This is a genomic window from Haloferax larsenii (assembly GCF_024730625.1).
Lineage (GTDB): Archaea > Halobacteriota > Halobacteria > Halobacteriales > Haloferacaceae > Haloferax > Haloferax larsenii.
In genome coordinates, this window is sequence record NZ_CP078063.1 from 1,575,917 (window position 1) to 1,597,320 (window position 21,404).

The 21,404-nt window shown below is 64.7% G+C and carries 24 protein-coding genes; 11 read left to right on the plus strand and 13 right to left on the minus strand.

The genetic code is table 11. The features are described 5' to 3' along the window. Window position 1: 1 nt before the first annotated feature. The 3 genes from KU306_RS08210 to KU306_RS08220 all read right to left on the minus strand — a co-directional run bounded on the left by KU306_RS08210 (window position 2) and on the right by KU306_RS08220 (window position 1,880). Complete coding sequence (locus tag KU306_RS08210; protein ID WP_007545113.1) at window positions 2-925, minus strand: rhomboid family intramembrane serine protease; 924 nt, start codon at window positions 923-925, stop codon at window positions 2-4. A 127-nt stretch (window positions 926-1,052) separates the two neighbouring features. Then, window positions 1,053-1,175 carry a hypothetical protein gene (locus tag KU306_RS08215; protein WP_258303422.1) on the minus strand — a complete coding sequence of 41 codons (123 nt, stop codon included), beginning with the start codon at window positions 1,173-1,175 and terminating at the stop codon, window positions 1,053-1,055. A gap of 171 nt (window positions 1,176-1,346) precedes the next feature. Next, complete coding sequence (locus tag KU306_RS08220; RefSeq protein WP_007545114.1) at window positions 1,347-1,880, minus strand: inorganic diphosphatase; 534 nt, start codon at window positions 1,878-1,880, stop codon at window positions 1,347-1,349. A 390-nt stretch (window positions 1,881-2,270) separates the two neighbouring features. Between KU306_RS08220 and KU306_RS08225 the strand changes: the two genes are divergently transcribed. Next, window positions 2,271-2,630, plus strand: coding sequence for a PadR family transcriptional regulator (locus KU306_RS08225; RefSeq protein WP_007545115.1), 360 nt, complete (start codon window positions 2,271-2,273; stop codon window positions 2,628-2,630). A gap of 20 nt (window positions 2,631-2,650) precedes the next feature. On the opposite strand, the gene KU306_RS08230 is transcribed toward KU306_RS08225, so the two are convergent. Beyond that, entirely contained in the window at window positions 2,651-3,214 is a 564-nt protein-coding gene (locus tag KU306_RS08230) for a DUF7108 family protein (RefSeq protein ID WP_007545117.1), read from the minus strand. After that, on the minus strand, window positions 3,207-3,800 hold the full coding sequence (rnhA, locus tag KU306_RS08235; RefSeq protein ID WP_007545119.1) for a ribonuclease HI: 594 nt from the start codon (window positions 3,798-3,800) through the stop codon (window positions 3,207-3,209). Before rnhA ends, KU306_RS08230 begins: the two co-directional genes overlap by 8 nt. Before the next feature lie 119 nt (window positions 3,801-3,919). Here rnhA and KU306_RS08240 point away from each other — a divergent pair, with 119 nt between their 5' ends. The 3 genes from KU306_RS08240 (at window position 3,920) to KU306_RS08250 (ending at window position 6,502) form a co-directional block, all read left to right on the plus strand. Beyond that, window positions 3,920-4,897 (plus strand): transcription initiation factor IIB, encoded by a 978-nt coding sequence (locus tag KU306_RS08240; RefSeq protein WP_074791536.1) that lies wholly within the window; start codon window positions 3,920-3,922, stop codon window positions 4,895-4,897. 88 nt (window positions 4,898-4,985) lie between these two features. Beyond that, a complete protein-coding gene (gene nreA, locus KU306_RS08245; protein ID WP_258301666.1) occupies window positions 4,986-6,248 on the plus strand; it encodes a DNA repair protein NreA in 1,263 nt (420 codons plus the stop codon). 80 nt (window positions 6,249-6,328) lie between these two features. Next, window positions 6,329-6,502: a DUF8066 domain-containing protein gene (locus KU306_RS08250; protein WP_007545124.1), complete on the plus strand. Its 174-nt coding sequence runs from the start codon at window positions 6,329-6,331 to the stop codon at window positions 6,500-6,502. A gap of 32 nt (window positions 6,503-6,534) precedes the next feature. Here KU306_RS08250 and KU306_RS08255 read toward each other — a convergent pair whose 3' ends face one another. The 4 genes from KU306_RS08255 to KU306_RS08270 form a co-directional block, all read right to left on the minus strand. Continuing rightward, window positions 6,535-6,990, minus strand: a complete 456-nt coding sequence (locus KU306_RS08255; protein WP_007545126.1) for a DUF302 domain-containing protein — start codon at window positions 6,988-6,990, stop codon at window positions 6,535-6,537. Window positions 6,991-7,099: 109 nt separating this feature from the next. Further along, window positions 7,100-7,675 (minus strand): GrpB family protein, encoded by a 576-nt coding sequence (locus tag KU306_RS08260; protein ID WP_007545127.1) that lies wholly within the window; start codon window positions 7,673-7,675, stop codon window positions 7,100-7,102. Beyond that, window positions 7,672-8,343 carry a CPBP family glutamic-type intramembrane protease gene (locus KU306_RS08265; RefSeq protein WP_007545129.1) on the minus strand — a complete coding sequence of 224 codons (672 nt, stop codon included), beginning with the start codon at window positions 8,341-8,343 and terminating at the stop codon, window positions 7,672-7,674. The genes KU306_RS08260 and KU306_RS08265 overlap by 4 nt, the downstream gene beginning before the upstream one ends. Window positions 8,344-8,345: 2 nt before the next feature. Then, window positions 8,346-8,627, minus strand: coding sequence for a DUF5789 family protein (locus tag KU306_RS08270; RefSeq protein ID WP_007545131.1), 282 nt, complete (start codon window positions 8,625-8,627; stop codon window positions 8,346-8,348). 146 nt (window positions 8,628-8,773) lie between these two features. On the opposite strand from KU306_RS08270, the gene KU306_RS08275 reads away from it, so the two are divergent. Then, window positions 8,774-9,862, plus strand: coding sequence for a cell division protein CdpA domain-containing protein (locus KU306_RS08275; protein ID WP_258301667.1), 1,089 nt, complete (start codon window positions 8,774-8,776; stop codon window positions 9,860-9,862). Between the two features lie 47 nt (window positions 9,863-9,909). Here the strand turns inward: KU306_RS08275 and KU306_RS08280 are convergent, their stop codons facing one another. The 3 genes from KU306_RS08280 to KU306_RS08290 all read right to left on the minus strand — a co-directional run bounded on the left by KU306_RS08280 (window position 9,910) and on the right by KU306_RS08290 (window position 12,679). Next, window positions 9,910-10,395, minus strand: coding sequence for a Mut7-C RNAse domain-containing protein (locus tag KU306_RS08280; RefSeq protein ID WP_258303385.1), 486 nt, complete (start codon window positions 10,393-10,395; stop codon window positions 9,910-9,912). A gap of 98 nt (window positions 10,396-10,493) precedes the next feature. Continuing rightward, complete coding sequence (gene polX, locus KU306_RS08285; protein ID WP_258301668.1) at window positions 10,494-12,242, minus strand: DNA polymerase/3'-5' exonuclease PolX; 1,749 nt, start codon at window positions 12,240-12,242, stop codon at window positions 10,494-10,496. After that, window positions 12,239-12,679 carry a DUF5788 family protein gene (locus tag KU306_RS08290; RefSeq protein WP_258303386.1) on the minus strand — a complete coding sequence of 147 codons (441 nt, stop codon included), beginning with the start codon at window positions 12,677-12,679 and terminating at the stop codon, window positions 12,239-12,241. Before KU306_RS08290 ends, polX begins: the two co-directional genes overlap by 4 nt. 151 nt (window positions 12,680-12,830) lie before the next feature. Here KU306_RS08290 and KU306_RS08295 point away from each other — a divergent pair, with 151 nt between their 5' ends. Together KU306_RS08295 and KU306_RS08300 are read left to right on the plus strand one after the other, a co-directional pair. After that, on the plus strand, window positions 12,831-13,679 hold the full coding sequence (locus KU306_RS08295) for a hypothetical protein (RefSeq protein ID WP_258301669.1): 849 nt from the start codon (window positions 12,831-12,833) through the stop codon (window positions 13,677-13,679). Between the two features lie 176 nt (window positions 13,680-13,855). Next, a complete protein-coding gene (locus KU306_RS08300) occupies window positions 13,856-15,205 on the plus strand; it encodes an alkaline phosphatase family protein (protein WP_007545142.1) in 1,350 nt (449 codons plus the stop codon). Window positions 15,206-15,296: 91 nt separating this feature from the next. Here the strand turns inward: KU306_RS08300 and KU306_RS08305 are convergent, their stop codons facing one another. Continuing rightward, window positions 15,297-16,379 (minus strand): tubulin/FtsZ family protein, encoded by a 1,083-nt coding sequence (locus KU306_RS08305; protein ID WP_007545144.1) that lies wholly within the window; start codon window positions 16,377-16,379, stop codon window positions 15,297-15,299. A gap of 194 nt (window positions 16,380-16,573) precedes the next feature. On the opposite strand from KU306_RS08305, the gene KU306_RS08310 reads away from it, so the two are divergent. The 4 genes from KU306_RS08310 to KU306_RS08325 all read left to right on the plus strand — a co-directional run bounded on the left by KU306_RS08310 (window position 16,574) and on the right by KU306_RS08325 (window position 21,358). Continuing rightward, window positions 16,574-17,086, plus strand: a complete 513-nt coding sequence (locus KU306_RS08310) for a DUF7310 family coiled-coil domain-containing protein (RefSeq protein ID WP_258301670.1) — start codon at window positions 16,574-16,576, stop codon at window positions 17,084-17,086. Further along, window positions 17,083-17,523, plus strand: a complete 441-nt coding sequence (locus KU306_RS08315; protein ID WP_007545147.1) for a DUF7311 family protein — start codon at window positions 17,083-17,085, stop codon at window positions 17,521-17,523. Before KU306_RS08310 ends, KU306_RS08315 begins: the two co-directional genes overlap by 4 nt. A gap of 89 nt (window positions 17,524-17,612) precedes the next feature. Beyond that, window positions 17,613-19,631, plus strand: coding sequence for an ATPase, T2SS/T4P/T4SS family (locus tag KU306_RS08320; protein WP_258301671.1), 2,019 nt, complete (start codon window positions 17,613-17,615; stop codon window positions 19,629-19,631). Continuing rightward, on the plus strand, window positions 19,625-21,358 hold the full coding sequence (locus KU306_RS08325) for a hypothetical protein (RefSeq protein WP_007545150.1): 1,734 nt from the start codon (window positions 19,625-19,627) through the stop codon (window positions 21,356-21,358). The genes KU306_RS08320 and KU306_RS08325 overlap by 7 nt, the downstream gene beginning before the upstream one ends. The last annotated feature ends 46 nt before the right edge of the window (window positions 21,359-21,404 follow it).

Consider the following 21,404-nt stretch of genomic DNA (forward strand, 5'->3'; position numbering starts at 1 on the left):
CTTAGAAGCGGCCGCCGGGACCACCGCGACGCCCGCCGCCGAGCGACATCTGGTTGGGAATATTCCGTTTTCCATTCACGCGCTGGCCGTACGCGAGGCCGATGACGAGGCCGACAAGGTGGGCGAAGTGGGCGACGTTGCCCTGTCCGGCCGTCGCGGCCGTTCCTGGGTCGAGGAAGAACACGACAGAGAGGGCCGCGAAGCCGAAGGTAAACAGCCACAGCGGGATTGGAATCACGAAGTACAGGTAGATTCGAAGTCCGGGGTTCAGGACCGTGAGAACGCCGAGGATGGCGAAGACGGCACCTGAAGCGCCGAGGACCGACGTGGTGATACCTGGCGTCAGGACGAAACTGCTCCCGATGTGAGCGAGTCCCGCGGCCATCCCGGCGATGACGAACAGCGCGGTGAACTTCCGCGACCCGATGTAGCGTTCGACTGGCGGGCCGAAGAAGTACAGCACGATGCTGTTGCCGACGATGTGGAAGAACGACACTGGGCTGTGTGAGAACACCGACGTGACCCAGGTCCAGACGAAGAGTGGGTTCTCCGTACTCAGGGTAAACAGCGCGCCGAACGTCCCGCGGGGGAAGATGCCAGCCTGCATCCCGAGGATGACGGCCCACTCCAGTGCGAACATAATCCACATGACCCCGAGGAAGACGTAGGACATGTTCCCGCGGAAGTATCCGAGCAGCCCGCCCGTGCTGGTGAGCGAGTCGAGAAGACCGCTCGCACGGCCACGCTGGGAACTCACCGAGTCGTCGAAGCTACTTTCGAAGACACCGGACGGGTCGTCCCAGTCTGAAAGCCCCGGACACTCGTGATTCTCCGGAAGGCGGTGTTCTGAACAGAACGTGCCGCCACATCGAGAACAGCGGTACGGCAGGTTCTCGTGCCGACCGCACTCGTCGCAGGTAGCCATTAGTGACGACTTGCAGCGGCGAGATAAAAAGGGGTTGCCTCCTGCGCGTCGATGTCACACACCTTTCGCGGGCGACGCAGACCGGCGCGGCCGCTCAGAGTGCGGGCGTCCAGAGAAAACAGACGGCTTACTCGTCGTCGGACGACGCTTCGTCGGCGTCTCCGTTCTCCGCGGATGCGGGCGTGAAGTTCGTCGGAACGACGGTCGTGTGGTGGAGACCGAGGCGGGGTTGTTTGGCTGCCATTCTCATCAGTAGCTACCCGTCGAAGTGACTAATAATTACCCATGCGCATAATTTATCCCCTCGTGGGGGTCCGATAACCGGTGGGTATGTGCGGTGACGACGGCTGTCGATTTCGTCGAGCGGTGAGAGCGCAGTCGCTCACGGGTTCGCGGTCGAAGAAAGAAATTCGGGAGTCGCTTACGCGAAGTTCTCTTCGTAGAGGTCCATCGCGTGTTCGATGGCGTCCTTCGCGGCCTGCTTGTCTTCCCAGCCGAGGGTCTCGACTTCTTTGCCCGCTTCGAGGTTCTTGTACGTCGCGAAGAACTCGTCAATCTCGTCGAGCGTCTGCTGCGGGATGTCTTCGAGGTCTTCGATGTGGTCGTAGCGCGGGTCCTCGATGGGGACGGCGATGACCTTGTCGTCCTGCTCGCCGTCGTCGTCCATCTTCATGAGGGCGACGGGACGGGCTTCGATGACGCAGCCCGGGAACGTCTGGTCTTCGACGAGAACGAGCACGTCGAAGGGGTCTTCGTCGTCGTAGTACGTCCGCGGCATGAAGCCGTAGTCCGACGGGTAGTGGACGTTGGAGTGGAGCACGCGGTCGAGGACGACACCGGGGATGTCCTTGTCGTACTCGTACTTGTTGCGCTCGCCTTTGAGGCACTCGACAACTGCGTAGATTTCGTCCGGCGCGTTCGGGCCGGTCTCCATATCTTCCCAGAGGTTCACCATACCGAACTCATCCTCCATACGAGCAAAAGTCCTTTCGGCATCGGTCGCCGGTGACATAACTGCGCGACCGATAGCGCATCCGGATTTGGTGTGTCATGCACTGACAATGGTGATTTTGTAGAGAAAGTACTGTTCTGAACGTATCCAGATTCAGAGGTATTCTTTCAGTATTCTCTTGATACTACAATACGTGGCATTCACGTATTATTCGGGGAATGCTAAGGGCATACCAGCTGGTTGGGAAGGTATATACCACTGAGTGGTTTTACAGTATAATAACGCATTCACTAGGTTTCCACCCTGATTTTGCCGGTGCTATGCCTATTATCACATCGGAAAAGCGGACCTGCGTTGACAAAGTTTAAATAGATAGGTGACATTTCCACATCCATGTCAGAGGCACAAACAATTGGCAATGAGTCTGGCGCGGCTCGCGACCTTACCGCGTTCCAGCAGAACATCCTCGTCATCCTGGCTGAGGAACCGATGTACGGTCTTGCAATCAAGCGTCACCTCGAGACGTACTACGGCACCGAAGTGAACCACGGGCGCCTGTACCCCAACCTCGACGACCTCGTCGAGATGGGTCTCGTCGAGAAGAGCGAACTCGACAAGCGTACCAACCAGTACGAACTGACCGAAGACGGCCTCCAGGCTGTTCTCGACCGGTTCGACTGGATGTTCGCGAAGTTCGTCACCGACGACGAACGCGCCGAGAAGGTCATCGAACGCGTAAACGCCAAGCTGTAATCTGGCATACACCGGGCTCGTCAGTTGTACTCGGGCACTTCGGCGCCTGCGGCGTCGAAGAGCAACTGTAACGACTCGGGAAGCAACGACCGTTGTTTATCGGTCGGCCACGCATTGCGTGGATAATATTCTTCGACGAACTCACGCACCTCGGGAGCGCCTGCTGTCTCGATTCGCCGGACGTAGTGGTTCCCGAGGAAGTCCGCGAACGCGCGGGCGTTCGCCGCGTGGACGGGACCGTGTTCCTCTGCGACCGACTCGACGAGTTCGGCGTTGTGCGACTCGACTGCGTTCCACTCGTGGTCTTCGCCGGTTCCGCGAAGCGGCCGTTCGATGCCGCGGTCGATGTCGTCGATATTGCCCGGATGGACGAGTCCGTCGTCGTCGACCCACGACTCCGGGTGCAACACGAGCACGTCGTCTTCCTCACGAACCCGTGCGGTGAAGCCGTACGGTTCGACGAGTTCGTCGCGCGCCGACTGGTAGGTCTCACGCTCGTCAGGGTCGACGGCGTCGCGTGCGAGCCTCGTCAATCGCTCGGCTTCCTGTTGTACGTCTTCCGGGATGTCGTCTGACTCAGGCATTGTCGAGCGCCTCGTTGGCCAAGGAGTCGGCGTGTTCGTTTATCTCTCGCGGTACGTGTTCGAGCGACCAGCGGTCGAACTGGTCGAGAAGTTCGCGCACCGTCACCCGGTGTTCGCGCAGTCCGGGGTCGTTCGTCTTCCACTCGCCGCGCACCTGCTTGACGATGAGTTGCGAGTCGCCTCTGACGTCGACTTCGTCGTACCCGTACTCGGCGGCGGCGGTGAGCGCCTCGACGAGTGCCTCGTACTCCGCGCGGTTGTTCGTCGTCTTTCCGATTCGCTTCGACCCCTCGGCGACGATACCGTCGCTTGTGACGATAACCCACCCAATCGCTGCGGGACCGGGATTCCCTCGGCTCGCTCCGTCGAAGTAGACGTGTGCACGGCCGCCACCGGGCTCCAAGATGGGCAAGAGGTCCGTCGGCGACCCGCCTTGCACGACGACTTTTCCGTCGTAGGCGACCGCAGTCGCGTCGCCACGCTCGGCTCGCCACCGTTCGTGGTCGGTATTTCCGGGGGTGACGTCCACACCCGCCTCTTCGAGCCGTCGTCGCGCTTCGTCGGGGTCACACTCGACCGTCGGCATGTCCACACCTCGCCGGTGGGAGGGTAAAGTCGGTTCGTTCGGTCCTCTATAGATTTCTGGAAACTATCTCCTCCCGGGATAAGTTTGAAGTGGGAAGCTCTAAACAGTATATAAATGCGATGAAACGGCCCACACGCCAGCGGGAGCGCGAGCACGACCGGACTCGATGGGGAGACGAGTCAGCGGACGACGAAGCCGAGACGGACATCGACCTCGACGATTTGGACTCTGACGAGGTCGTCCGCACGGCAGACGGTGAGTTGATCCACGAGGAGACTGGTATCGTATTGGAAGAAGAGCGAATCGACCCCGGCCCGGAGTGGCGCGCGTTCAACCACTCGGAGCGACAGGAGAAGTCGCGCGTGGGCGCGCCGACGACCAAGACGATGCACGACAAGGGGTTGACGACGACTATCGACTGGAAGGACAAAGACGCCTACGGGCGGTCGATTTCGTCACGAAAGCGGTCGCAGATGCACCGCTTGCGCAAGTGGCAGGAACGAATTCGAACCAAGGACGCCGGTGAACGAAACCTGCAGTTCGCACTCAGCGAGGTCGACCGCATGGCGTCGGCACTCGGCGTCCCGCGGTCGGTCCGGGAGGTCGCGTCGGTCATCTACCGCCGCGCACTCGACGAAGACCTGATTCGCGGGCGCTCTATCGAGGGGGTCGCGACCGCCTGTCTCTACGCCGCCTGCCGGAAGGAAGGGATTCCACGCTCGCTCGAAGAGATTGCCGAGGTCTCTCGCGTCGAGCGAAAAGAAATCGGCCGCACCTATCGGTACGTCTCACAGGAACTCGGTCTGGAGATGCGCCCGGTCGACCCGAAGAAGTACGTCCCGCGATTCTCGTCGGAACTCGACCTCTCGAAGGAGGTCCAGTCGAAGGCCAACGAGATTATCGAGACGACGGCCGAGCAGGGCTTGCTCTCGGGCAAGTCGCCGACCGGCTACGCCGCCGCGGCAATCTACGCCGCCTCGCTCCTCTGTAACGAGAAGAAGACCCAACGCGAAGTCGCAGACGTCGCGCAGGTGACCGAAGTCACCATCCGCAATCGCTACCAAGAACAAATCGAAGCGATGGGCATCCACACCTAAGCGGGCCGTCGTTTCGAGTTCACACGCCGAATTTCATTTACCGCGCCGTCGCCGAAGGTTCATACCGCCGGACGACTCACTTCCGGTGATGCGGCTCGACGAGTACATGGACATCGAGCGAGACGAGCGCGCCGAGCGCCGCCGCCTCGCCGAAGAGAAGTCCTACGGCATCCTCGACCACCTCGAAACGTTTCAGGACCGCTTCGAGGAGACGGTGCAGGGAGACTCGCTGTACGGTGGCGTCTCGCCGTCCATCTTCGTCGGGCGTTCGAACTACCCGCGCGTCTCGACGGGCATCCTCTCGCCGGTCGGCCACGACGAGGATGCCGCCGCGTTCGAGACGAGCGCCGCGTGGTACGACGAGGGCGTGAGTATCGAAGACGTGTTTCAGCGCCGCACCTCACTTTTGAACTCGAATCGCGGGACGAAGGTGACGAACGTCGCCGACTCGTGGGACGGCTTTCTCGGAACGCAGCGCGAAGTCGCTATCGCCGACCGGCCCGTCACCGTCGAAATCGGACTCGACGGCAAACCGGACCTGAACCTCGACGCCAGCGCCGACGACGTGGCGACTCCGGTCGGGCCGCGTGCACGCGCTCGCTCTGCCGACCTCGCGGAGAATCCGCACGTCCCGAAACTGGTGGAGAAGACGCTGGAAGACGACGACTGGAACGCACAGGGTGCGATGGCGTTTCTCTACCGCCGCGGCTTCGACGTGTACGACATCAACACCATCCTCTCGGCCGGCGCACTCGGTCAGACCGAACAGCGCCGACTCGTCCCGACGCGGTGGTCTATCACCGCCGTGGACGACACCGTCGGGAAGTACATCCGCGGGCAAGTGAAACACGCGCCCTCCATCGACGGCGTGGAAATCTACCGAAACGAGTTCCTCGGCAACGCCTTCTGGGTGATTCTCGCCCCGGGGCGCTGGGAGTTCGAACTGGTGGAGATGAAAGCGCCAGGGAGCGTCTGGAACCCGGACCCGCAGGCGGGGATGTACCTCGCTGCCGACAGCGAGGGCTACGAGGGTCGGTCTGGATACGTCGAGGAGACGGCCGGCGCGTACCACGCCTCCCGTCTCGGGGTGCTCGAACACCTCCACGACCGGGGCAGACAGGCGAAGGCAATCGTCCTGAGACACGTCTCCGACGAGTACTGGGGTCCGGTCGGCGTCTGGCAGGTCCGCGAGTCCGTCCGCAACGCCTTCGACGGCGAGAAAGCGGAGGCTGAGACGTTCGGCGACGCCGTGCGCGACGTGACGGAGTACCTACCCATCTCGCTGGCTGACCTCAAGCGAAAGTCGACGATGGCGGCCGGGTTGCAGACGAATATCTTCGACTTCGGGTGAGCGACGGCCATCGCCGTCGGACGAGCGACTTCGACTTCGGCCGAGTGAAGTATTTTGACAGTAGCGCGGGAGATTCACGTATGCTCCCGTTACAGGTACCCGGCGGTCCAGAACTGCTCGTTATCTTCCTCCTCTACGCCGTCGTCGGCCTCCTGCCGGTCGTTGCGGCAGTCGTCGGCATCTACTTGCTGTACAAGATTCGCGGCGATATCGAGCGAATCGCCGACGCGCTCGAAGAACTCGACTCGGTGTAGGCCCTATTCTGGGGCGGCGTCGAGGGGGCGGCCTACGCCTCGACAGCGTCGAGGTTGGCAATCGCCGCGTCGACGAGTTCGCCCGTGTCGGCGACGATATCGGCCATCTCCTCGTCGTCGGGGGCGATGCCGACGAGGCGAGCGATGCGCATGATGCTCACGTGGTAGACGACCTGCGTGCCGGGTTCTTCCTCCCAGATGACCACGTTACAGGGGAAGAGCGCGCCGAGTTGGTTGTCGCTGGCGTCGAGTGCGCGGTCTGCCATCGCGGGGTTGCACGCGCCGAGCACGTAGTACGGGTCGCGGTCGGCGTCGACCTTTTCGTTGAGTAGTTCCGAGGGCGAAAATTCGGTGGCGACACCGAACCCGGCGTCCGTGAAGGCCTCGCGGACGTGCTCGATTGCCGCCTCGTGTTCCATGTGGAGAACAGCGCGCTCCTCGCCGATGTCGTCCGATTTGATGGCTGTCGGGTCGATTGGGAGTGCCATGCCCTCCCGTTGACGCCCCGGCGTGGAAAAGCTACCTGTATTGTGCGGTTCGCGCACTCACTGGCGGGAAGGTGTTCCACTTATCTACTCACTTTTCGGACGAGTCGTTCTACTCGTCCGCGACGGCGTCCGTCCCGTCGAGGACTGACTGCACGAACGACGATTTCGCTTCGGTGTAGACATCGCGGTCATCCGGGTGAACCGACGCGAGGCCGCGTTTCAGTTCCTCGTACGCTGCGGCGAGCGGCCGGTTTCCCCGGAGTGCATCGCGGAATGCGACCTGCTCGCGGTGGCAGTCGCTTCCGCGTTCGGTCACAGAGAGGTAGTGCGTCCGGCAGGATGGCGGTCCGCGGGCGAAGAACCGCCGGTCCGGAACGTCGTCGTTCGGGCGCTCTTCGTAGCCCGCATCGGAGAGGACGCGTGCAACGTCCTCGGTCGCGTCGAGGTCGGAGACGAGGACGAGCATATCGACGATTGGCTTCGCGGCGAGTCCCGGGACCGAGGTGCTTCCGACGTGCTCGAAGCCGAGGACGCTCTCGCCGAGTCGCGGGCGGAGTCGAGCGACTTCGGATTCGTACGCCTCGCGCCACGCAGGGTCGTATTCGACGAGTTCGACCGTCCCGCGGGCGAGGCCGAGACTGGGGTGTGTCTCGGGGGCGTGGTCGCTGTTTTCGTCTCGGGTCATATTGGAATCGGGAGCCACTGAAGCGCAGAGACGACCTTCTCCGGCGGGAAAATCGGCGGGTGAAGCACTAACCAGTCGAGGAGGATGAGTCCGAACCCGTGGGCGACGATAGAGGGGAGAATCGAGTTGCTCTCGTAGTCCACGAGACCGAACAGCACGTCCGTCGGAGCCGACAGCAGAAGCTCTATCGGGGGTTTGCCGACGTGGTGGAACGCGTAGAGGATGGGACTGATGAGCGCGCTCTTGCGGCCGATGTCGCGGACGCCGACGCAGAGTAAGCCGCGATAGTAGGTTTCGGCGGCGACGACGATGAGCAGTTGCTGTGCGGCGTGCGGCAGGAACTCCGCGAGCGCCGTCGAGGTGTGCCACATCGGGTAGTACGTCCGAATCGACGGTAGCGACGACCCGACGAGGTAGAACGGGAGGACGAACAGCGCGAGGAGGACCGTGTTCCGAAGCGCGGTGCGGTCCACTGTCCAGCCGAGGTTGCGGCCGTGCGACACGGCGAGCGCGCCGGGAAGGAGAATAAAGAGCAGCGCGTCGTGGACCGCACGGTACGTGAGGTCACCGCCGGGTATCGGCCAGAGACTCCACGCGGCCCCGATGACGCCCCCGGCGAGGAGGGCGCGATGGAGCCACGGAAGCCGCGCGAACCGGCGGCGAAGCACCGTTATTCGGTTGCGACCGGTTCCCGACCGACGATGTCGAGCACGTCCTCGACGAACGTCTGGCGGGTGTCGAAGTACGTCTCGTCAGCGTCTTCGAGTATCGCTTCGAGGGTCTGGGGACCGGACGGCGTGCGGATGACCGCGTCGCCTTCCTTGTTCAGGATGCTGCTCTTTTCTTGGGGCCACGTCAGCCGAGAGGCGACGCGTGCGAGCGGCGCTCCTTCGACGGATTCGCCCTCGCCCAGTTCGACCACAGGTTCCTCGTCTGCTTCCTCGTCAGCCATGGGCGACGGTTGGCTACCGCGCATGATAATCCCTTCGAGATTCGCATCGATTCGGAGCCACCGCCGAAATCAATAGCCAGCTACGTGTCGGGGAACAGACAATCGTCTGACGCATCGTTTTAGGGACTCGTTTCATATACGGTCTCATGACCAGTCTTTCGGAGGCGTATCACGGTGGCCGCGGTGGCCCGAGTCTCCGACGGCTCTCCCTGGGGTTCGGGGTGTTCCTCGCCGGCGCGCTGCTCGTCATCGCGGGCATCGTAGTCGCCACGACAGACGTGTACACGTCGGGTGGCGCGACGCTCGGCGAAGCACGGGAACTCGGGGGCATTCTCGGTGGTGTGGGTGTGCCCGCCGTCTTCCTCGGCGTGTTCACCGTCCTCCCCGCCAGCCGTCGGACCCGTGCTGCTGCCATCATCGGCGCGAGCATCGCCATCCTCGGGGTCGCGCTCTTCTCGCACGCGTACCCGTGTCAGTGGTCGGGTGCGACCTGCGGCGAGGGGCTCAGAGACCTGACACTGGAGACCGTCGGCGTCTACTTCTTCGGCGCCATCACGACCTTCTGGTGTCTGTTCGTCGGCGTCGCCAACTTCAAGACGCGGAACGACCCCGGCGGCACCGCGACGGTCCAGGTGACGAAGAAGGGCGAGACGCGCGTCGTCGAAGTCGAAAAACGCGTTCGTGGAGGTCTCGGCGGTATCGGCTTCCTCGGCGGCACGCCCGACGGCGACGTCGATACCCAGACCAACGCCCAGTCGAAACAGAACCAGCGGCCCTCGAACTCGCAGTCGAATTCGTTCGGGGCGACGACAACCGGAGCCACCGACGGCGGCGCATCGACACAGGAAATCTCGTCTCCGCTCGACGGCCAGCGCCAAGCACAGAGCCAAGCCCCGAACCAGCGTCAGAACCAAACCCAGAGTCCGAACCAGACCCAAAGTCCGAATCAAACCCAAAGTCCGAACCAAACCCAGAACCCATCTGGGTCGACGACTGCGAGCGCCGGAGCCTCGTCGCCCTCGCAGGGCCAGAACATGCAGGCCTCGGACGCCTCCGAACACCCCGACGCGGACCGCCCGGAGAACGCGACGGTCGGCGACCGCTACTGTGGTAACTGCGCGTACTTCGAATACGTCCGCACTTCGGACGGACTCAAACCCTACTGCGCAATCCACGACGAGATGATGCAGGACATGGAAGCCTGCGACGCGTGGTTCCCGCGCGGACGTCAGTAGAGAGACGCCACTGCGCGTTTTTCGCACCGTTCCGCTACATCACTCTTTTACAATTCGCTCACCCGCGATTCGACGTCTCGCCAGTGACTCCCGCGCCAGAACACCTGTCCGCAGTCGCGACACCGCCACAACGTCGTCTCTCCGTCGCTCGGGGCGTATTCGGGAATCGGCTCGTCGTTGCCGAGTTCTTTGACGGTCCCGTTGCAGACGCCGCAACGCGCTGGCTTCTCGTCCAGCGAGATGTCGAAACCGACCGAATCGAGTTCGCGTAGTTGGTCGAGTGGGCGTTTCGTCGCCAGCAGAACGCTTCTGGTCGCTCGCTTGGCGAGCGACACGTCGCGGGTGAGGAGCACCCGCGATTCCTCGGCCGCGCGGTCGAGGAGGGTCGAATCCCCGGGGTCGGTGTCGTGTTCGTCGAGCGCGTAGGCCGTGTCGTACCCGCACATCCGCAGGTACGTGGCAAGCTTGCCGAGCATCACGTCCAGAAGGAATCTCGTTTCTGCCGCGCTTCCGCTGTCGATGCCCGAGGCGATGGTCCCCGGATGGTCGGGCCCGACGCTATCGCTGCCGGTGTCGTTGCTGGCGTCGGTGTCGTTGCTGGCGTCGGTGTCGGTGGTGTCGCGGTCCTCGGTCACTGCACGAAGTCCCGGAACTCTTCGACCGGGCGGGCGTTCAGCACATCCGCAGTTTCGACCCACCCGCGTCGGGCGGTGTGAACCCCGTACCGGACGTGGTCGAGTTCGGCGGGTCGGTGCGCGTCGGTGTTGATGGCGATTGTCGCGCCCGCCTCGACAGCGATTTTGAGCGCTTCGCCGTTCAGGTCGAGTCGGTACGGACTCGCGTTGAGTTCGAGTGCAACGTCGTTTTCGACGGCCGCCTCGGCGATTCGTTCGTAATCGAGCGGAAGCCCCGGACGTTGGTTGATGAGGCGTCCGGTCGGGTGGCCGAGGATATCGACCGCGGGGTGTTCCATCGCACGCACGAGGCGTTCGGTTGCCGTCTCGCGGTCTTGGTCGAGCGCGCTGTGGGGCGAGGCGACCACCACGTCCAGTTGGTCGAGCACGTCGTCTGCGACGGAGATACCGCCCTCGGCGTCGATGTTCGCTTCGACACCGTGGAAGACTGCGATGTCGGCGTCTTCGGAAACAGCGCGGACTTCCTCGGCCTGTTCGAGCAGTTCGTCGTCTTCGACGCCGACGCCGCCGACCATGCCGGGACCGGTCGCGTGGTCGGAGACGACGTGGTACTCGTAGCCGCGTTCGTCGGCCGCGGCGACCATCTCGGCGATGGTGGTGTCGCCGTCGGACCACTCGGTGTGGGTGTGGAGGTCGCCGCGAATATCACCTTCTTCGAGGAGGCTCGGGAGTGCTCCGTCGGTCGCGGCCTCTATCTCGCCCGTGTCTTCGCGCATCTCGGGCGGAACGAGTGGTAAGTCGAGTGCGGCGTACATCGACTCCTCGGTGTCTCCCGCGACTCGTTCGCCGACGCGGGGACCGTCGTCGGTGTCGGAGACTGCTGTGATGTCGAACATCCCGTACTCGTTCATCTTGAGGCCGCGGTCGATGGCGATGTTGCGGAGGTGGACGTTGTGGTCCTTGCTCCCGGTGAAATACTGGAGGGCTGCGCCGTACTCGTGGGGGTCGACGACGCGGAGGTCCACCCGCATCGCGTTCACCCGGATGCTCGCCTTCTGCTCGCCCGCTTCGATGGTGTCGCCTGCGAGTTCGAAATCGACGAAGGAGTCGATGACCGATTGGGGGTCGTCGCTCGCGACGAGGATGTCGATGTCGCCGACCGTCTCGCGCCAGCGGCGCATCGACCCGGCGGGTTCGGCCCGCTCGACGGCGTCGTTCTCGCTGAGGGAGGCCAGCAGGTCGTCGGCGACGGGGCGCGCCTTTCCGAGCAGTTCACGGCCGGTCGATTCGCGGGCGAAGTCGATGCCGTCGAGGATGTTCTGCTCGGTCTTCGCACCGAAGCCTTTGACCTCCTGAATCTCTCCGTCGCGGGCGGCGGCCTCCAACTCGTCGAGGTCGGTGACACCGAGCGCCTCGTAGAGCGTGCCGACCGTCTTTGGTCCGACACCCTCGACGCTCGTCAGCCCGGCCATATCGACGGGCAACTCGTCTCGGAGGGCGTCTAACTCCTCGATGTGTCCGGTTTCGAAGTACTCGACTATCTTCGAGGAGATGGCGTCGCCGACGCGGTCGATTGTTTGGACCGCGTCTTCGCCTTCGTCGGCGAGGTCTTCGATGGGGTTCGGATGCTCGCGGACGTTCTCCGCTGCGCGGCGGTAACTCGACGGCTTGTACTCGACGCCCTTCGCGTCGAGGAGGTCCGCGAACTCTTCGAGGAGCGTCGCAATCTCGTCGTTTCGGCTCATCGACCGCCTCGCTTGCTTGCACCGCCTCCGCGACCCAGCGCTTTCTTGAGGAAGTTCATCCAGCGCTTCTGGTCGGCCGCGTTCTGGAGTTTTTCTTCCTGCGTGAGGTCCACCGGGCGAAGCTGTTCGAGTGCGTTCAGCGCCCGGTCGATACCGACGATGTCGTTGGCGAGTTGTCGGCCCTCCTCGTAGCTCACCTCGTTGTCCTCGATAGGTTGGAGGCGTTCCAGTCGCTCCCGCCGGAGGTTTCGCTTTGCTTGGTCGACGCGCTCGCGTTCACCTGCAGGGATGGTGTCTCGACGCTTGATTTCGAAGACGAACTCTCGCAGGTCAATCATCTCACCCTGTATCTCGATAGTCTCGGGAATCTGTACGCCCACCGTCGCGCCCTCCCGATTGACGCGCTCTAACAGTTGCTTGCGCTCGAACTCCTTCACGACCTGACCTTGCCGTGCGTGACACTTCGCTCCTTCGCCGCCGCCGTCTTCGCAGAGTCGGCCGAACACTCACTGTTCAACTGTTTGCCAGACTGTCTGTAATTGCTGAAAAATGGTTATGCGGCAGTTCGTTGTATTATCAACACGAATCATGTCTGGCGAAACTATTAACGGAGAAGAGACATCGAACGGTGAAACGCCGACGACGTTCGCTCGGGCGCGCCTCTATACGTTCTATCTGCTCGCGCTCGTGACGCTCGGGATGGCGGCGGCGTTCGTCACTGAACTGCTGTCGTACTCGATACTCGGCTGGGGTGCGGGCGGCGAAGAACTCGGGATACACCGCCTGCACCTCATGGTCATCGCATCGACCGTCTGGATGATTATCCTCGGCGTCGCGGCGCAACTGTACCGCCCGCTGAAGCGTGTGGCACTGATGCAAATCGCGTTCGCCGTGACGACGCTCGTCCTCGCCGGGACGATTATCGGAAACGGCCCGGTCGAAGAGGTTGTGCCGTTCTTCGTGCTGACCGGTCTGATGACGCTGTTCCACCCGGCGGGACGCGACGTTCTCTCGGTCGGTGACGAATACAGTCCGGCACTGCTCGGCCTCGTCGCCGTCGCATCGGTTCCCGTCTTGGCCTTCGCAGTGAACCAGTTCGGGCTTCAGAGTACCGGCGATAGCCACGCCATGATGGGCCACTACATGGAGATGGCGGTCATGTCCATCGTACTCCTCTTGACGGGGCTCGTCGGCGCTGCGGGCGCACCCGGCCACCGTATCGTCGCGTGGTTCTCTGCGGGCCTCGCAGTCTACTTCGGCGCGCTCTCGCTGACGTTCCCGGCGCAAGCGTCGAGCATCGATGCCGTCTGGGCTGTCGCACTCGTCGCGTGGGGGCTGGCGTTCGTCGCCACGAGCGAACTCCGCGTGAGCGGTCGGACCTCACTCGCACAGGAACGGCCGCTGTCGATGCCGGGGAGCCCTCGGACGCCAGAGTAGCACAGACGAGCAGTCGTTTCGGATGGGCTCTCTTCGCCCGGCGGTTTCTCGGCATGTTTCTCTTCGCCCGGCGAAACTCGCCGCAGTCTCGGTCAGCAGACGGAGTCCGTCGTATATCGCCGCAAACGCGCGTGCAGAGACGAACCTTCTTATGCTTATCTTGGATATCGTGAGGTATGGGTTTGTTCGACCGACTCCGCGGTAAGGACCATCCGCGTGTCGCTTTCATCGGCATCGACGGGGTGCCCTTTAGTCTCCTCTCTGACCACCCTGAAGAGTTCCCCAACGTCGCGGCACTGGCCGACGAAGGCGCTGCCGGTGCCATCGACAGCATCGTCCCTCCTGAATCCAGCGCGTGTTGGCCGGCACTCACGACCGGTGTCAACCCCGGAGAGACCGGCGTCTACGGCTTCCAGGACCGCGAAGTTCGGTCGTACGACACGTACGTCCCGATGGGTCGCGACGTCCAGGCCACGCGTGTCTGGGACCGCGTCACCGACGCTGGCCGCGACGCGACCGTGATGAACGTCCCTGTGACGTTCCCGCCGCAGCGAAACGTCCAGCGCATGGTCTCTGGCTTCCTCTCGCCGGGCGTCGACAAGGCGGCGTTCCCCGACGAACTCCGAGACACGCTTCAGGACATCGGCTATAAAATCGACGTCAACGCCAAACTCGGACACAAAGACGACAAGTCCGACTTCGTCGAGGACGCCCACGAGACGCTCGACAAGCGCTACGAGGCGTTCACACACTACCTCGAAAAAGACGACTGGGACCTCTTTTTCGGCGTCTTCATGACGACCGACCGTCTCAACCACTTCCTCTTCAAGGACTACGAGCGCGACGGCGAGAACAAAGACGCCTTCATGGAGTTCTACCGGAAGGTCGACGACTACCTCGGCAAGATTCGCGACCTCCTTCCCGAGGACGTGACGCTCGTCGTCGCGTCCGACCACGGCTTCACGTCGCTCGACTACGAGGTCCACTGCAACACGTGGCTCGAAGAGAACGGGTGGCTCTCCTACGAGGACGACGACCACGAGGCGCTCTCGGACATCGCCGAAGAGTCCCGCGCGTACTCGCTCATCCCCGGTCGCTTCTTCATCAACCTCGAAGACCGCGAACCCCGCGGTTCCGTCCCGCAGGACGAGTACGAGGACGTCCGCGACGAACTGAAAGCCGAACTCGAAGCCCTCGAAGGCCCGGACGGCAAGAAAGTCGCAGACCGCGTCGTCGTCAAAGAAGAGGCCTTCCGCGGCGACCACGACGATATCGCACCCGACCTCGTCGTCATCCCGAACCACGGCTTCGACCTCAAGTCCGGGTTCAAGGGCCACGACGAAGTCTTCGGTATCGGCCCGCGAAACGGGATGCACAGCTTCGACAACGCGACGCTGCTCATCGACAACCCCGACGCCGAAATCGAAGACGCCGACCTCTACGACATCGCACCGACTATCCTCGACCTGATGGAAATCGACTACGCGCGCACCGAACTCGACGGCGCGAGTCTCGTCCACCAGTAACGCGAGCGAATCGTCTCTCAGTCGAACGCGGTATCGTCGAAAACCGGTCTTTCTTTCACGACTCAGCTACCGACCAGCGCGAGCGCGCCGCTCAGATAAGGTCGTCTATCTTGTCGTTCTGCCACATCTCACTCGGGTCCTCGCGCGTCTCGTTTTCCGCCTCGTCGATGGCCTCGCGAGCGCGCTCCATGAACGACTCGACGCGCTCGGAGCGCTCGACACCGCCCATGAGGACGAGTGCCGCGAGTCGGTCACTCTGAAGCGGGAAGTCGCCGCCGCGGACCTGCAGACTTCCGGTCTCTTCCTCGACCCACCGTCGGGCGCGCTCGACACCTTTTCGCGGAATCGAATCGGGCTTTCCGGCGACGACGACGAGCGCGGAGTCCGCGTCGCTCGCGTCCGGGAGGCTCGTCCCCGTCAGGACAGCACGGCGGACGATGCTCATCACGGCGTTGATGTTCTCTTCTGCCTTCGGTGCCGCTTCGGCGCTCGCATAGCCGAGTGCCGCGATACCCCCGGCACGGAGGGTGTTGATAACCTCGGACGAGTCGACGACGCTCTCGCCGACGCCCTCGGTCGCCTCGCCGGAGGCGAGCAGGAGGCCGACGCGACGGGCGATAGCCTCGTTTATCGCGTCGAACCCTTCGCTCATCGACTCGCCAGACGACCGGAAGGCGTCGTTGTCGACGAGGAGCACGGCGTCAGACTCACGAGCGACGGTCTTGAGCGACCGACCGGCGTTCACCTGATACATCGCGCCTTCGTCCTCGCCGGGAAGGATGCCGAGGACGTAGACCGGGATGTCGTAGATTCGCTGGAGTTCCTTCGCGAGGACGGGCGCACCACCGGAACCGGACCCCCCACCGAGTCCGGCGACGATGAATATCGACTCGGCTTCGGCCGTGACACGACCGTCGAGCGCCGAGAGTACTTCCGTCTTGTCCGCTTGCATGACTTCGGCACCGAGTTCGTTGTCGCCGCCGACGCCGTGGCCGTTGACACGGTCCTGTCCGATGAGGACCGTCTCGAACGGTAGTTGCGTGAGGTCTGCCTTTGCGGTGTTAACCCCGACTGCACCGAGGACAGCACCGAATCCCATTCGCTCGTCGAACGACTGGAGGGCCGCCGTGAGCTTCCCACCCGCTTGGCCGAGACCAATCAGGACTGTCTTCATATCCAACACCACTCTGGGGTCGCTCTTCAACGTTCCCCACGCGAGTCGGGGCCCGCTCGGAAGCGGGTGGCTGCCGCGTTTGGGGGTGGACGACTGCACCCTCTCGAAAGCGAGCGACCGCACCTGTCTGTAGCTCCGTGGCGACACCCAACCGAGACGCAGGTTTATCCCATATGACGGGACCACCCCGGCGTATGACACGCACCACCGGTCACACGACCACCGAGGAGAACACCCGAGCAACGTCAGATGCCGCGGCCGCCGACCGAACAGCCGAACTCGTCGCTCGCCTCGACGCCGTCGAACGGACACTGACGGGGACCGACGCGCCCGTCTCGGACCTCGAAGACCTCGCTGCGGTCGAAGAACGCGTCTCGGACCTCGAATCGACCGTCGAGACGCTCACCGAGCGCATGGACGACATCGACGCTGCGACGCAGGCCATCCGCGGGTACCTCGGCGGCGTTCGCGCGGTCAACGAGTCGGTCGAGCGCCGGGCGGACGCGGCACTCGCTAAAGCCGAGTCGCTGGAGGCCGCCCTCGTCGACGAATCCGATGCCGCGCGCCAGCAATCGTCGATAGCGCAGGCGACGGCGTCTCCCGAGCCAACCGATAGTGTCGAACACGGCTCGGTCGATTCCACCGCTGGCGACCGCTCAGACGACCCGAACAGCGGTCTGGCTGCTCGCCTCCGCGACGTGCTGTGATTCGCGTCGTCATCGCGTGTTGTCTCGCCGTGGCGATTGCGGGCGTCGCGTTCCCAGCGGCCGACGCCGCCAGAGCGGATGCGACCGCCGTCAGCGTCGGGTCGATGGCAGACACGCTCGCACAGGCGGCCACCTCGCTCGCGACGACCGAAGACCCGCCACCGGTCGGTCTCGACGGTGCTCGGAGACGTGTCGTTCTCGACGTTCCCTCTGGGTCGTGGCGGTCGGCGCGCGTCTCTCAACTCACGATTCGCGGCGGCGACGGTGTCGAACTCACGGCGACGACAGCGGGCGGTCCGACTGTCGTTCGTCGCGTCGGCGGGCCACGCGTTCACGTGGTCGGCGAACGACTCTCGCTGGGTCCCGGCACGCACACGCTCGACCTCACGCTCCAGTCCGATTCGCGCGGCTCGGTCGTCGTGGTCGAACCGGCGTGAATCGGCGTTCACAACCCCACTGTTCGACCGTTTTCACTCTCACTTCTCCGGGCGTAGGTTCAAATACCCGAACGGGACCACCCCGGTGTATGCCTCTCGACCTCGCCGCCGCACTCGGACTCGACGACACCTCGTCGCCCGATGCAGGACGGTCTCTCTCGCGCACGGTGTCTGACTACCTCGGCGATTCTCCCGTCGCGGATTCCCTTCCAGATTCGCTCGTCGCTTCGGACGACGCCGACTCGTCTCCGGCGTGCGACTGTGCGCCGACGTTTTCGACCCCGACCGACGACCTGCACGACGACGATGCGGTGCTTCTCGTCGATGCGAGCACGTGCCCGTATGGCGGGTCGCTCGCAACCTCGCCGTCGTGTCGGGCGACGGCAATCGGTGCGCTGGAGGACCGCGACGCCGATTCGGTCGTCGTCCGCCAAGGCGGCCGAGAGTGGCGGTACGACGACGCCTCGACCGCGCTCCTCGTCGCTGCCGGACGATTCGCCGAACGCGTCGGCTTTCGTGACGACCGACTGGCCGAACGCGCTCGCCGCGACCCACTCGCCGCCGCGCACGAGGCAACCGGCCGAGCGGGACCGGTCAAGCGCGCCGCCGTCGAAACCGGCCTCACCGAGGGAGCGGCCCGCGCCGCCGACTACGACGACGCGCTCCGCGCTGTAGTCGGGCCGACGATTGCCCGCTCGCGTATCGACCCGAAACCGCCAGCAGACGCGCGACTCGTCTCCACCAGCGAACTCGACTCGGGTGCGGTCGCCCGCCGGTACGAGGCTCCGAACGGCCCCGTTTACCACCTCGACCCGCTGGCCTCGACGCTCGATGCCGACTCGGCGCAGACGCTCGCAGACGCTCACGACGCGCTCGCACAGGGTCGCGTCGAGGCCGGCGAGCGAGCGCCCGGACGTGCGGTTCGTCTCGTCGCCGACGCCGACGACCCGGTCGACGTGCTCACGTCGATTCTGGCGAAGCACACCCACGGCCACGGCGTCCTCGACGACCTGTTTTCCGACCCGGCGGTGTCGGACGTGTACGTCTCGACGCCGGCCGACGAGAACCCGATTCGCGTCGTCGTCGATGGCGAGTCGATGCCGACGAACGTCCGACTCGTCCCCGGCGGTGCCGAGTCGTTGGCGTCGCGCCTCCGTCGCGTAAGTGGCGCGTCGTTCTCCCGTGCGGACCCGACGCTCGACACCGTCGTCGAAGCTGGCGGGGCGACGGTTCGCGTCGCGGGCGTGACCGCGCCTGCAAGTGACGGGCTCGGGTTCGCGTTCCGCAGACACGACGAGACACCGCTGACGCTCCCCGCACTGGTGGAAAACGGAACCGTCTCGGCCGACGCCGCCGCCCTCTGCTCGCTTGCTGTCGAGCGCGGTGCGTCGGTCCTCGTCGCCGGCGCACGCGGAGCGGGGAAGACGACCTTCCTCGGTTCGCTCGTCTGGGAACTGCCCGCCTCGGTTCGGACGGTTCTCATCGAGGACACGCCCGAGCTTCCGGCGGCGGCACTTCGCGCCGCAGATAGAGACGTACAGACGCTTCGAACCGACACGACTGGCGGGCCAGAACCGACGCCGCAAGAGGCCCTCCACGCCGCGCTCAGACTGGGTGACGGTGCGCTCGCAGTTGGCGAAGTTCGCGGCGAGGAAGCGTCAGTGCTCTACGAGGCGATGCGCGTCGGCGCGAACGCGAGCGCCGTCCTCGGGACGATTCACGGCGACGGAGCGGCCGACGTGCGCGAGCGGGTCGTTTCGGACCTCGGCGTCCCGGCTTCGTCGTTCGCCGCGACCGACCTCGTCGTCACCTGTGAACGCGCCGACGACCACCGCGTCGCCCGCATCGAGGAGGTGCGCCCGACCGACGGCGACGCGTCGTTCGAGACGCTGTTCTCGCACGATGGGTCGTCGCTCACGCCGACCGGGTGTGTCTCGCGCGGTAACAGCGCCGCAATCGAGTCGCTCGCGCGACCGGGCGAGTCGTACGCCGACGTGCTCGATGCAATCGACGAGCGCGCACGCCGACTCGAATCGCTCGCCGTGACGGGCAGAACGACGCCAACTGACCTCGCCGACGCCCGCGCAGGGGGTGTGTCCCAATGCTGAACGGGGCGACGCGAACGATGGTCAACACCGCTCTGCCAGCACTTGCACGGCTCTCACCGGTCTCTGTCGACCCCGGCGACGAGCTAACCCAATCGCTGGCGTTTCTCACCGCCGACCTCGACGCCCAGACCGTCGTTGATGCCGGATACGGCGCGAGCGTTCCGGCCGGTCTCGTCGGCGGTCTGCTCGCGGCGCTCGTCGGCGTCCCGCCCCTGACCATCGGACTCGTCTTCCTCGCCGTAGCGATGGGTGCGACGCACGCGATTCACACCGCTCCGGTCTGGCTCGCCAGACTCCACCGAACGCGGGCACTCGGCCGCGCGCCGGAACTCGTCGGGCGACTCGTGCTTCGGATGCGACTCGAACCGTCTGTCGAGCGCGCGGCGGTGTTCGCCGCGAACGCTGGCGACGACGCCTTGGCGAACTCGCTGGACACGCACGTCGAACGCGCCCGCGGAACGCCGACCAGCGGCCTCGGCGAGTTCGCCGCCGCGTGGCGCTCGTGGTTCCCCGCGCTCGACCGAGCGACCGCGCTCGTCGAAACTGCCGCGGACGTGCCTGCCGGCGAACGAGACCGAACACTCGAACGAGCCCACGAGGTCGTTCGCGTCGAGACGCGTGACCGACTCGCCACGTTCGTCGGTGAGGTTCGCGGACCGATTACCGCCGTGTACGCGTTCGGCGTCTTGCTCCCGCTCGCGCTGGTCGGGGCGCTCCCGGCGGCCCGCGTCGCTGGCGTCGGCGTCGGTGTCGCTCACGTCGTCGCGCTCTACGATATCGTCCTTCCGGTGTGTCTCTTCGCTGCTGTCGCGTGGGTACTGGTTCGCCGTCCCGTCGCGTTTGCACCGCTCTCTATCGACGCCTCGAACCCGGCGGTCGAGGATACCCGACTGCTGGCTGCTGTCGCCGGTCTCGTCGCCGGTGGGGCCGGATTCGTCGGTGCCAACGCGCTCGTCGCGCCGTGGGCCGCGCCACTCGGGGCAGTCGGACTCGCGTCGGGTGCGGCGCTCGTCGTCGGCTCCCGCCCGGTCGTCAAACTCCGCGAACGGGTTCGAGCGGTCGAAGACGGACTCTCGGACGCGATGTACCTCGTCGGCAGGGCTGTCGGTGAGGGCGAAGCCGTCGAATCGGCGCTCGCCCGCGCCGCAGAGACGACACCCGGCGCGACCGGGGACCTGCTCTCCGACGCTGTCGGCGTTCAGCGCCGACTTCGGGTTGGCGTCGTCGACTCGTTCTGCGGCGACCACGGCGTTCTCGAATCGCTGCCGAGCCCGCGTGTCGCCAGCGTCGTGACGCTCCTCGGACTCGCCGCACACGAGGGCCGACCTGCGGGTCGCGCCATCGTCTCGATGGCCGACCAACTCGACGCACTCGCCCGACTGGACGCCGAGGCTCGCCGCGAACTCGCGACCGTGACCGAGACGCTGTCGAACACGGCGTCCGTCTTCGGGCCGCTCGTTGCTGGCGCGACGGTCGCCCTCGCCGATGGCATGGCTCCGGCGCGAACGCTCGACCAGACTGCCGTCACTGCACCGCTGGCAACAGCCGACCTCGGGCTGGCGGTCGGCGTCTACGTTCTCCTCTCTGCGGTGCTTCTGACGACGCTCTCGGTCGGCGTGGCGAACGGACTGGACCGTCACCTCGTTGCGACCCGCGTCGGGCGCGCGCTCCTCTCGGCGACCGTGACGTTCCTCGCTGCGTTCGTCGCCGCAGGGACGCTGCTCTGATACCCTGCCCGGTGCTGAGGTTTATATACTCGAACGGGACCACCCC